Raw genomic sequence first — 12,412 nt, forward strand, 5'->3', positions numbered from 1 at the left:
TGCGGGCCTTCAGCCGCTGCAGGAGAATGGCGTTATGCACGAAGCGAGTGCCGGGCGATGGGAATCGCTCGATTCCCTGACGGCCGAAACCCGGCGCTTCGTTGCCGCGACCGAGGCGATGATGGCGTCTACCGCCCATCTCCTCTCGGAAGGCGTCGAAAACCTGCGCCTGAAGGCGATTATCCATGAACTTCCGGACTTCCTCTACGTCAAGGATCGTGACAGCCGCTTTGTCTTCGCCAACGCCGTCACGGCGGCCAGCCTCGGCCTCAGCGCCGAAGAGATCGCCGGCAAGCGCGATTTCGACCTGTTCGACTTCGAGGCGGCGCGCCGCCATTTCGATATTGAGCAGCAGATCATGGCGAGCGGCGTAGCACGCATCGACATGGAGGAGACGGTCGTCCTTCCCGGCGCCGTCAAGCCGGTATGCCGGTTGACCTCGAAAATACCGCTGCGCAACGATCGCGGCGAGGTCGTCGGGCTGATCGGCGCTTCCCGCGATATCACCGAACGCAAGCTGCAGGAGGATCTCCATCGCGGCCAGGCGAAACTGCTCGAGATGATCGCCCGCAATGAACCGCTGCCGATGATCCTCGAGGCGCTGGTGCTGATGATCGAAGCCCAGCTGACGGATATCGACGGCTCGGTTCTTCTGCTCGACGGCCAGGGCACCCGGCTCTATCACGGTGCGGCTCCCAATCTTCCCGGAGGCTACAGCCGGCTCATCGACGGTGTCACCATCGGCCCCAAGGTCGGCTCCTGCGGTACCGCCGCCTGGCGCGGCCAGCCCGTCATCGTCGAGGACGTGATGAGCGATCCGCTGTGGGAGGATTTCCGCGGGCTGGTTGCGCCTTTCGGCTTTCGCTCCTGCTGGTCGACGCCGATCGCTACCTCTGAGAACAATGTGCTCGGCACCTTCGCCCTTTATTCCAGGGAGGTACGCCGTCCGACCCAGCATGAAATGAGGCTGGTGGCGCTCGCCACCCACATCGCCGGCATCGCCATCGAACGCAAGCGCGTCGACGATCGCATCCATTTCATGGCGCATCATGACGATCTCACCGGCCTGCCGAACCGAGCCTTTCTGAAGGAAAGGCTGGCCGGCATCCTCGACCAGGCCCGGCGCAATAATCGCAAGGTCACGGTCGCCTATATCGATCTCGATAACTTTAAGGACGTCAATGACGGCCGCGGCCACGCCGCCGGCGACGAGGTGTTGAAGGAGATCGCCACCCGCATGGCCAACAGCATCCGTCCCTCGGATATGGTGGTGCGGCTCGGCGGAGACGAATTCCTCGTGGTGCTCGTCCACCAGTCGAGCCACGATGCCGGCATCACCCGCCGCCTTCGCGATCTGCAGAAGGCGATTACTCGGCCGATGCAAGGCGAGAGCGGTGAGATCATCATCACCTCGAGTATCGGCGTCGCCGCCTTTCCCGTCGACGGCTCAACCGCGGAAGAGCTTCTCGCCAATGCCGATCGCGCCATGTATCGCGCCAAGCAATTCGGCCGCAACACGCTGCAGCATCATGATGGCGACAGCAGCGGGGTCGGCATGCCGCGCGGCGAGCAGGAGGAGCTCCATCAGGCGATAACAGCCGATCAGCTGTTCCTGGAATATCAGCCGCAGGTCGATGTCGCCACCGGCCGCATCACCGGCATCGAGGCGCTGGTCCGTTGGAACCATCCGGCAAAGGGCAGGGTGCCGCCGGCGAGTTTCATCCCGATTGCCGAAGAGACGGGCCTCATCGTTCCCCTCGGCCTCTGGGTGCTGAACGAGGCCTGCCGCCAGGCGCGCAACTGGCAGGATATGGGCCTGACGCCGGTGACGATCGCCGTCAATGTTTCGGCGAAGCAGTTCGCCGATCCGGATTTCGCCAGCCATGTCGCCGAGGCGCTGGAGCGCAACCGCCTGCAGTCCCGCTGGCTGGAGCTCGAGGTCACCGAAAGCGTGGTGATGCAGGATGCCGAGCGCGCGCTCGCCATGATGGAGCAGCTGAGGGCGCTCGGGGTGCGCCTGTCGATCGACGATTTCGGCTCCGGCTATTCCAGCCTTGCGGCACTGAAGACCTTCCCCTTCGACAGGCTGAAAATGGACCGTTCGCTGGTCGAGGCCCTGCCGGGCGACGAAACGGCCGTCGCCATCGCCTCGGCCGTCATTTCGCTGGCGCAGAAGCTGAAGCTGTCGGTTCTCGCCGAAGGCGTCGAGACCGATGCCCAGATGGCTTTCCTGCGGCAGGCCCACTGCGAGCAAGCGCAGGGCTACCGTTTCTCGAAGCCCGTCTTACCGGAGCAGGTTCCGTTGTTGCTGCAGGCGCAGTTGCCGTGGAATCACGCTCCCTGACCGGCCTCCGCTTGCCGCCTACGCTGATGTGCGAGTTCCACAATATCGCTTTGCCCCGGTGGAAACCGGCTGGTTGTTGTCGATCGATATCCGTTGAAAATCACTGAGCATCAGCGGCCGCAAGGCAGCTCTCCTCGATGCAAAGAGACCCGCCTTAACTGCACAGCATATCCAGCGCCGATTGTGCCGCAATCAGGTCCACGATCTGATGCCTGGCGTCAAACATATCGACCGCCGCTCGCAGACGCGCTGCGGCATCTTCGACGCGACCTTGTCGTGCCAGAGCCGGTGCTAGCTGTGTGATGGCGCGAAGCTCAAAGAGTTTTGCATGCTGCCGGTGGGCAGTGGCAATGGCTGTTTCGAACAGGCGCGCGGCGCCCGTCAGATCACCTCTTGCCGCAGCAATCTGGCCGCGAAGGCGAACGCATTCTGCCAGACAGCACGCTTCGTCCGTATCGGAAACCAGTCCGTCGACGCCATCCAGCAATCGCGATGCGTCCTCGATGCGACCGGCGGGCAGGAGAAGATCACAAAGGATGCATGCCCGATAGGGGGTGTGAAATACGACCCCCTGACCTCGCCAAAGAAGCAAGCTCTCCAGAACGTCTTCGATACCGGCATCCGGTTCACCTAGATGCCAGCGGGCATAACCACGCCACCTGAGGCCGCCGCTTCGACGGGCCGCGTAGCCATGCCGTTCGCAAATCTCGACGATCTTAGAAGCGTTCTCGAGGAGCTCCTCATACTGGCCAAATAAGGCGCACAAATCGCACTGGGTGAGAAAGTGCCAGGCGCGGTCGAATGGCTTATCGAGTTGATCAACAGCTCCTGCAATCTGCTTTTTCAATTCGACCGCAGCATCGACGAAACCCATGAATATCAGCGAATTGTTAAAATAGAACTGGGCAACAACACGTTGATCTCCACCGCCTAGCAAAATGTGCTGACCGGGATCAATGCGATCAGTCACATCCAACGACCTACGCAGGGCCTCGGCTGCCAGGGGTTGTTCTCCCCGGTTGAAATGAGCAACCCCCTTCCATGTCCAAAGGCCACCCAGATACGCCGGAGGCAGAAGATCGGCGCTTCTTGTTTGTCGCTCATCGGCGATCGTCAGGTAGTCGCGATTGCGCCCGGTGGCAAAATGAAAAGGACCGAGTGAAAGCACAACGTCACATTGCAACTTGACCAGATCTGTAGTTGCGGCGGCAAGATATGCGTCTTCAAGTGTTTTCCCAAGGCGCTCGGAGCGATACCCCTGGGCCTGCATCAGAGCATTGGCCATGGAAAGGTGGAGTCGTGTCACTCGTTCGGCGCCGCCGGATACATCGCCCAGTCTCTTGCTGCACTCGATAGCACTGGCAAAATGCGACACGGCTTCGCGAGTGGCAGCTCGGGCCACCGCGGCCTCTCCGGCCTGTTGCCAGCGCTCGAGAGCAGCCGCCCAATCTCCGGCTTCTTGCAGGTGATGCGCGAGAAGTTCGGGTTGCACGTCGGCGATTTCGGTCCATTGTTCCTCTAACGCGATTGCGACACGCCTGTGTAATTCCTGGCGTTTGCCTCGTAGAAGCGTGCCATAGGCTACGTCCTGAACGAGCGCATGTTTGAAGAGGTACGTGGCCAGTGGCCGCGTCCCGCGGCGGAATGCGAGACCGGCGGCGACGAGCTGATCCAGCGCTCCATCTAATTCAATCGCGTTTCGCCGTGCGACGGCTGCCAACAATTCGTAGGAGAATTCGCGTCCGATGACGGCGCCGACCTGGGCGACCTCCCTGGCGATAGAGCCAAGACGGTCGAGCCGCGCCATCAATGAAGCCTGTAATGTGGCCGGAACGTTCAACGCAGTCGTGGCCGCATGCGAAAGTACAGTATGGGCATCGCCGCTCTCCAGCACTGCCTTCGTCAGCTCTTCGATGAAGAGCGGCACTCCATCGGTACGCTCGACGATCTCCGCAGCGATTTCGCTAAGCAGTTCTCGGCTGCCGACCACTTGCTTAACGAGTGCTGCGCCGTCACGTGGGCCGAGCCGGTTAAGCAGGAGCATCGTTACGTGGGCCTGATCGGTCCAGGTCGGTTCAAACTCGGGACGGAACGTGACGAGAAGCAGGACCCGCAGGCGAGGCACCGTCTCGATGACGAGGTCGAGGAGCTCGCGCGAACTGGGGTCGAGCCAGTGCACATCCTCGAAGAGCATCAGAACCGGGCCATGTCTCGACAGCGCCTCGAGCTTAGCAATCAACACTTCGAACGTTTTTTCTTTCTTTCTTTGGGGCGTGAGCTGAAGAGGTGGGAAGCGGCCTTCGGTCGGCAGCGACAACAGCTCGGCGAGCAACGTTCCATCCTCTTGCGAGATTGGAGCAAGCAGCGCCACCAGTTTGTCGAGTTTCCTCTCCAGCGTGTCTTCCCGCTCGAAGCCGGCGGCCCGTTCGAGCTGCGCAATGGTCGGATGGAGCGCGCTGTCCTGGCGATGTGGCGAGCAGAAATAGCGAAGGCGGGTATGCGGTTCATTCTGGATACGCCCTTGCAAGGCAACGGCGAGCCTCGACTTGCCTATCCCAGGTTCGCCCGAGAGCAGCACGACGCGGCCTTCACCATTTTTCGCGCAATGCCACTGTCGCAGCAGCACCTCGAGCTCCTCCTCACGACCTATCAGGGACGGAGGTGTCGTCCCGTGCAGCGCCTCGAACCGGCTATCGACGGCGCTTTCGCTCACGACCTGATATGGGCGGATGGGCTCCGGAAACCCTTTCACAGCGACCGCCCCAAGATCGCGGTATTGGAAAAGTTCACCGAGCAACTGCCTCGTTTGCGGTGCGATCAGAACGGCATCTGGCTCGGCAAGAGCTTGCAAACGTGCCGCAAGGTTCGGCGTCTCGCCAACGACGCCGCGCTCCTGCCCTTCGTCCGAGGTGATCAGATCGCCGACGACCACTTGGCCGGTGGCAATGCCGACGCGAACCCGCAAGGGCTCGGACTGCTGCAGCCGCCCGATAGTGTCCACGAGAGCAAGGCCGGCTCGCACCGCCTGCTCCGCGTCGTTCTCGCGCGCCTGCGGGTAACCGAAATAGATCAACACGCCGTCGCCCATGTACTTGGCCACAAAGCCGGAGAAGCCGGCGATCGTATCGGCGACACAGCGATGGAAAGCCCCGATGATCTCACGCAGATCCTCGACATCGAGACGCGACGAAAGCGCTGTGGAACCGACGAGATCGACGAACATGACGGTGAGCTGCCGGCGCTCGGCGACGGGCTCGGCAGCGGTCGAATCGAAGCGGTTTGCAGTCCGCTCCAATTCCGCGATTGCCTTGAGGAGCCGCTTGCGATGCCCGAGCAGAATACCGAGCTGGCGGAGGTCTGCGTCGGTCAGGTCGGACAGAACGTCTGCATCGATCGCATTCTCGCGGAATGCCTGTTCGTATTGCTCAAGGCCAAGGCCTCGCAACCAGGAGGCAATGTCCACGACGGCTTCCCCCTCGCTAGAATTCGCCCCGCCATACTAGACCAAGAACTGCCGTCGCGCATCATCATTCCGTGACCGCGATCATGTTACTGAAGCGATAAATCGCCCCTTGCGACATCAGCGCCGGCTCGACGGCGGTCTGTGGTCACAATGACGGTCGCCGCCGGTAGCGACCTGGATTCGGCCTCTTTCATGCGAGGAAATTCTTGCGGAAAACGCGGTTAGAGCTCAAGGATATGCACGGCGTCCATTGTTGTGATGCAGGCATCAATTGGCTCACTCCCACCCAGATAACCTATTGAGGCTCCGCGTCTAGACCCGAATGATGTTGAGACGCAGAGCGCTGACAACTGCCTGCGTTCTCGTCGTGCATCCCAGCTTCCTGATCACGCTGCCGATCTGATTGTTGACCGCGCTTTCCGACAGATCGAGAAGCTTCGCAATTTCGCTGCTCTTCCTGCCGCCAGCCGTCATCCTCAAGCAGTCCAGCTCGCTCTGCGTAAAGGAAACCGGCTTGTGTTTCTCGTTCAATGTCAGCTGGGACAGCCGATCATAAATGAGCGTCGCGATAAACAGGAGTTTCGCCATTTCGACCATGCTGAAATTCCGAAACCCCGAAATCGACATCGCACCGCGTCCTGCCGCGGCATCATGAACGGGAAAATAGGCGCCTTTTTCCATGCCGTACCGCCTGAACAACTCGATGACGGTGGACTTCTTGCCTTCGCCGCGATCGGTATTGATCGCCTCGACATCATAATTGAAGGGGCTGGTCGATCTCAGCATCCTCCGGATGACCGGGCTGTCGACCATCAGGTTATGGGCGTCGTAATAATCGACCATTTCCGCCGGCCAGTTGGTGATGATCTTCGTCGCACCGATTTCGACGACATCGACCGAAGGAAGCGTCATGATCAGGAAGGCCGTCATCCCCAGGTCCTGGGTGAGGCGCTTCATGTATTTGAAGACTTCGTAATGCGTCTTGAAGCCTGCAGCGACTTCCTCAATTCGATTGAACTCGGCCTCGAGCGGCATGTCTTTCTCCGATTGCCTCGCATCCGGCGCTTGGCGGCTGATGTGTCCACTTGCCGCTCGTATCTGAAGTTGATTCTGCCGGCTCGAAGGACGGAAAAAATATGCATGTGCAGAGAAAAACGGAAAGGCCCTTGACTGTCGGCAACGGGCGGGCGGCCGTTGATTAACAAAGAGTTTACGGATCTTCGAACATTCGAACCCGGCAAAGGCGAAAAAATCGGTGGCGACATGTTTGATAACGTCCCGAAAGATCAGCATCCCTGGCGAAGCCTCAGGTCAAGTCGCTGTTTGTGCTTCGTTATTTTTCACCGTTGCTCGGATGTCACGCATCCGGTTTCGAGACGGCTCGGTTAAAGGAAGCTTAAAGAATTTATCGGATTTTATTTTAGGGGTGCCCGTCCAGCGCAAGCCCGCGGTGGGTGGCGGCAGTCATGCGCTCGATTTGAGCGATGGGGGAACAGCATGAAGAAAATAGGATTCGGCTTCGGTTCGGATGCCAAGGCCGTGCTTGCAGCGATGAGCAGGTCACAGGCCATCATCGAATTCGACCTTACCGGCAAGATTCTCACGGCCAATGCCAATTTCTGTGCTGCCCTCGGTTACGACTTGTCCGAGATTGTCGGCCAGCATCACCGGATGTTCGTCGAGCCGGCAGAAGCCTCGTCGGCCGATTATCGCGAGTTCTGGGCGAGGCTCAACCGAGGCGAGTTCGATCAGCGCCAGTACAAACGCATCGGCAAGGGCGGCAAGGAAATCTGGATCGAAGCCTCCTACAATCCGGTCTTCAGCGGCGGGAAACCCTACAAGGTCGTGAAGTTCGCGACCGATATCACCAAGCAGAAGCTGCAGAGCGCCGAGGATGCCGGCAAGATAAGCGCGCTGTCACGTGCCCAGGCGGTTATCGAATTCACGCCGAAGGGCGAGATACTGACGGCCAACGAGAATTTCCTATCGGCGCTCGGCTATCAGCTGGCCGAGATCCAGGGCCGCCATCATTCGATGTTTTGCGACAGCGCTTACGCCAACAGTGACGATTATCGGCGGTTCTGGGTGCGTCTGTCAGCCGGCGAATTCGTGGCTGACGAGTTCCTGCGCATCGGCAAGGGCGGCAAAAAGGTCTATATCCAGGCATCCTACAATCCGATCTTCGACATGAACGGCAAGGTCTTCAAGGTCGTCAAGTTCGCGACGGACGTGACCGCCCGCGTCAACAACGTCGATCAGCTGGCGGCATCCCTGATGGCGCTGTCCGGCGGTGATCTGACCCAGGAAGTCGCAACTCCATTCATTCCGACGCTGGAAAAAATCCGGACCGACTTCAACGCCGCCGTCGGCAAGCTGCGCGCAGCGATGCAGGCCGTGGCCGAAAACGCAACCGGCATCGCTGCCGGAGCCCAGCAGGTTCGTTCCGCCTCGGACGATCTGTCGAAGCGCACGGAACAGCAGGCGGCCTCCGTCGAGGAAACCGCCGCCGCGCTCGAAGAGATCACCACAACCGTCTCCGATTCCAGCAACCGCGCCCAGGAGGCCGGCCAGCTGGTGCGGACGACCCGCGAGAATGCCGAGCGCTCCGGCGCGGTTGTCCGCAACGCCGTCGAAGCCATGGGCAAGATCGAAACATCGTCGGCCGAGATCGGCAATATCATCGGCGTGATCGACGAAATCGCGTTTCAGACCAATCTGTTGGCGCTGAACGCCGGCGTCGAGGCGGCACGCGCGGGCGATGCCGGCAAGGGTTTTGCCGTAGTCGCACAGGAAGTTCGCGAGCTGGCTCAGAGATCGGCCAAAGCGGCGAAGGAGATTAAGGAGCTGATCAGCGCCTCCAACGAGCACGTGAAGAGCGGAGTGAGCCTGGTCGGGGAGACCGGCAAGGCTCTGGAAGAAATCGTCGCTCAGGTTCAGCAGGTTAACGGCAATGTTCTGGCAATCGTCGAAAGCTCCAAGGAGCAGGCGACGGGATTGAAGGAAATCAACACTGCAGTTAACACCATGGACCAGGGTACGCAGCAAAATGCGGCCATGGTCGAGGAATCGACGGCCGCCGCCCACAGCCTCGCCAAGGAGGCCGACGCGCTCTTCCGGCTGCTGGGGCAGTTCAACATCGGAGGCGCGGGCTTGCGCCAATCACGCCCCGCCGTGGCAACCGCGGCTTCCAGACCCATTCCATCGGCACCGCGTGCAATGGCCGCGAAGGTGAGCGCGGCCTTCCACGGCAATACGGCAGTCGCCGGCGGCGATTGGCAGGAGTTCTGAGGCGCGCGGAGACTCCGCCTCATTTCATGAGCTTGCCGATCGTCTCGATCTCATTCGTCCATAGGCCTGCCGCATAATCCCGCGGCAGCCGCGCCAGCTGCGCGGCATCGTCGATGCCGGTGGAAAAATCGCCGCCGCGATAGGGGCCGAGCACGAAAACCTCCGTTCCGGCATCCTGCATCCGGTTGAGAAAGCGGTCCGGCCAGCCCCACAGCCAAGGCGCGATATTAGAGCCTTTCCGGGTTAGATTGAAGCATTCTGCCGGAGCAGGTTTTCGTCAGGGCAAAGGCGATTGGCGACGGGCATACCCCCAGGTACGTCCGAGCCGATCGCCTTTGATCCTGGCGGAAAGATGCCCGGCCCTTCGGGTTGGCTGAAACGGGCCGGCTGATCGACCATCCGACTCCGTTTGAGCCAACAGAATGCTTCAATCTAACCCGGAAAGGCTCTAACCGGCACCAGCATCATCCGATGCTTGCAGGCCTCGGGCAGGAGGCCGGTCCAGCCATAGCTGATATAGCCGAACAGGCAGCCCTTCAGGCTTTTGCGCGAGGCGGTTTTGATATCCGGTGCGAGCCGGCCGAGAACGTCGATCGGCTCGTCGCCGCCATAGACGATGATGCCGGCCCGCTGTGCCGCCGGAAGCGCGTTCAGCACGGCGGCGAGCTTTTCCCCCTCGGACGGTTCGCGGCTCTTGATGTTGATGAGAAAGCGCCGATCTGGAAAGGCCGAAAGTACTTGCGCCAGCGTCGGCATCATGCCGATGCCCTGGCCGCGAAAGGGAAAGGTCTTGCCGCCATCGGCGGTATAGCCGTAGCCGATGTCGAGCCCTTTCATTTCAGCCATCGAATGCTTGCGGGTCACGCCGTGTCCGTCGGTGCGGCAGTCGAGCGTCCAGTCGTGAAAGACGGCGAATTCGCCGTCCGTTGTCGGATGCACGTCCATCTCGACGATATCGGCGCCGGCGGCAAAACCCGCCTGCATCGAGGCAATAGTGTTCTCCAGATAGTCGTGTTTCGGCGGCAGCATGCGGCTCGCCGTGCAGGTGTCGTTTTTCAGATCGGTCTCGTCGAACCGTTGGGCGATGCCGCGATGGGCGAGCAGCACCGGCTTTCCCGGCCGATGCTCGGCAATGCGGATGGTATTGTTGAGATAGATGCCGGTGGCCGCGAGCGCGATCGCCGTCGCGCAATAAAAAAGCTTCCTGCCCTCTCTCTGCTCCTCCTGATTGCATCGACGAAGGCAACAGCTAGAAAGCGATTCTGGTTGTTCTTGGGCTGTTTTCCGGCTTTTCTATGCACGGGATTATTCGCCGGAAAGGATTGGGACCGCTATGGAACGACAGGACGACGAGCTCATTCATTTCGAAGCGCAGGGGGCGGCCCCGTTGCCATTGGCTGCTGTCGAAGGCCATGTCGGGCGCGCAGGCGCCCGCATCTGGTATGCGAGCTACGGCACAGGCCCTGCCGTCATTCTGCTGCATGGCGGCCTCGGCCATAGCGGCAACTGGGGCTACCAGGTCCCGGCGCTCCTTGCCAGTGGCCGCCGTGTCGTGCTGATCGATAACCGCGGCCATGGACGAAGCACCCGCGATGTCAGTCCCTACAGCTATGAGCTGATGGCTGCCGACGTGCTGGCGGTGATGGACGAACTGCGGCTGGAAACGGCGGCGTTCGTCGGCTGGAGCGACGGCGCCTGCATCGCGCTGACCCTCGCCATGACGGCGCCGTCGCGTGTGGAGGGCGTCTTTTTCTTCGCCTGCAACATGGATCCGAGTGGCACGCTGGAATTCGTTCCGACCCCGGTCATCGACCGATGTTTCGCCCGCCACGCCAGGGATTATGCGGCATTGTCCGCCACGCCGGACGATTTCAATTCCTTCGTCGAGGCGGTCAGCCTAATGATGCGGACCGAGCCGAATTATGGGGCGGAGGACCTCGGCCGCATCGGCGTTCCGGTCGCGATCGTGCTCGGCGAACACGACGAATTCATCAAAGCCGAGCATGCCGAATATCTTGCCGGCAGCATCCCGGACGCTCAGATGATCTACCTGCCTGGCGTCAGCCATTTCGCCCCTTTGCAGCGGCCGGCGGAGTTCAACGCAGCAATCATATCCTTTCTCGACGGGATCAGGTGATGACGATCGCTTCCTCTGGCCCCGCGCCCGTTTCCCGCTATCTCTTGCATCATGAGAGCTGATGCGCTGCTTTATCCCGCCCCGGAAGGGCTCTATTGCCCGGAGGGCGGCTTTTACGTCGATCCGGTGCGGCCTGTCGAACGGGCGCTCGTCACCCATGGCCATTCCGACCACGCCCGGCCGGGGCATGTGAACGTGCTCGCCACCCGTCAGACGCTCGACATCATGCGCCTGCGTTATGGCGAGGGCTTCTGCGCCAGCGAGCAGATAGCCGATTTCGGCGAAGAGCTGGGGATCAATGGCGTCAAGGTAAGTTTTCATCCCGCCGGCCATGTGCTCGGCTCGGCCCAGATCGCCATCGAGAAGAACGGCACCCGCATCGTCGTCTCCGGCGATTACAAGCGCCGCCCAGACCCGACCTGCGCGCCCTATGTGCCGGTCGCCTGCGATGTCTTCATCACCGAGGCGACCTTCGGCCTGCCGGTTTTCCATCATCCCGATCCGATCGACGAGACCGGCAAGCTGCTGGCCTCGCTCCGGCAATTTCCCGAGCGCACCCATCTCGTCGGCGCCTACGCGCTCGGCAAGGCCCAGCGCGTCATCCGGCTGCTGCGCGATGCCGGTTATGTCGAGCCGATCTATATCCACGGCGCCATGGAAAAGCTCTGCGATTATTATGTCGGCCAAGGCATAGATCTCGGCGAGCTGCAGCCCGCCACGATCGAAAGCCGCGACAAATCCACCTTCCGGGGCGCCATCGTCATCGGCCCGTCCTCGGCCTTCGCCGACCGCTGGGCGCGACGCTTCAACGAGCCGCTGCCGGCCTTCGCCTCCGGCTGGATGATGGTGCGCCAGCGCGCCAAACAGCTCGGCGTCGAACTGCCGCTCGTCATTTCCGATCATTGCGACTGGCCGGAACTGACCGAAACGATCCGGGAGCTGAATCCGGCCGAAGTCTGGGTAACCCATGGCCGCGAGGAGGCGCTGGTGCGCTGGTGCCACCTGCAGGGTATCAAGGCGAAACCGTTGCATCTCGTGGGCTATGAGGATGAGGCGGATTGAGATGAACTGGAGAACGCGTCAAAACCCCTCCCCAACCCCTCCCCACAAGGAGGAGGGGCTTAACCTGCTGCGCCGTCCCGCCACAAAATCATCGCCGCGAATGCTGTGGTTGAAAGAA

6 protein-coding genes and 2 pseudogenes are annotated in these 12,412 nt (G+C 61.1%); 4 read left to right on the plus strand and 4 right to left on the minus strand.

Features of this window, described 5'->3' with window-relative positions; translation table 11 throughout:
- Nucleotides 1–34: 34 nt before the first annotated feature.
- Entirely contained in the window at nt 35–2,344 is a 2,310-nt protein-coding gene (locus AC13QO_RS15850) for a sensor domain-containing protein (RefSeq protein ID WP_488541224.1), read from the plus strand.
- Between the two features lie 154 nt (nt 2,345–2,498).
- Here the strand turns inward: AC13QO_RS15850 and AC13QO_RS15855 are convergent, their stop codons facing one another.
- Complete coding sequence (locus AC13QO_RS15855; protein ID WP_488541185.1) at nt 2,499–5,807, minus strand: adenylate/guanylate cyclase domain-containing protein; 3,309 nt, start codon at nt 5,805–5,807, stop codon at nt 2,499–2,501.
- A gap of 312 nt (nt 5,808–6,119) precedes the next feature.
- Nucleotides 6,120–6,842 (minus strand): LuxR family transcriptional regulator, encoded by a 723-nt coding sequence (locus AC13QO_RS15860; protein WP_285193003.1) that lies wholly within the window; start codon nt 6,840–6,842, stop codon nt 6,120–6,122.
- A 462-nt stretch (nt 6,843–7,304) separates the two neighbouring features.
- On the opposite strand from AC13QO_RS15860, the gene AC13QO_RS15865 reads away from it, so the two are divergent.
- A complete protein-coding gene (locus AC13QO_RS15865; RefSeq protein WP_285193004.1) occupies nt 7,305–9,095 on the plus strand; it encodes a methyl-accepting chemotaxis protein in 1,791 nt (596 codons plus the stop codon).
- 19 nt (nt 9,096–9,114) lie between these two features.
- On the opposite strand, the pseudogene AC13QO_RS15870 reads toward AC13QO_RS15865, so the two are convergent.
- Together AC13QO_RS15870 and AC13QO_RS15875 are read right to left on the minus strand one after the other, a co-directional pair.
- Nucleotides 9,115–9,324, minus strand: a pseudogene (locus AC13QO_RS15870) (glycerophosphodiester phosphodiesterase family protein); the annotation flags it as partial.
- A gap of 209 nt (nt 9,325–9,533) precedes the next feature.
- Nucleotides 9,534–10,274: pseudogene (locus AC13QO_RS15875) on the minus strand (glycerophosphodiester phosphodiesterase family protein); the annotation flags it as partial.
- A 154-nt stretch (nt 10,275–10,428) separates the two neighbouring features.
- On the opposite strand from AC13QO_RS15875, the gene AC13QO_RS15880 reads away from it, so the two are divergent.
- Nucleotides 10,429–11,232 (plus strand): alpha/beta fold hydrolase, encoded by an 804-nt coding sequence (locus tag AC13QO_RS15880; RefSeq protein ID WP_488541186.1) that lies wholly within the window; start codon nt 10,429–10,431, stop codon nt 11,230–11,232.
- 51 nt (nt 11,233–11,283) lie between these two features.
- Entirely contained in the window at nt 11,284–12,294 is a 1,011-nt protein-coding gene (locus AC13QO_RS15885; protein WP_488541187.1) for a ligase-associated DNA damage response exonuclease, read from the plus strand.
- The last annotated feature ends 118 nt before the right edge of the window (nt 12,295–12,412 follow it).

The sequence above is a fragment of the Rhizobium sp. CNPSo 3670 genome (genome assembly GCF_057784555.1).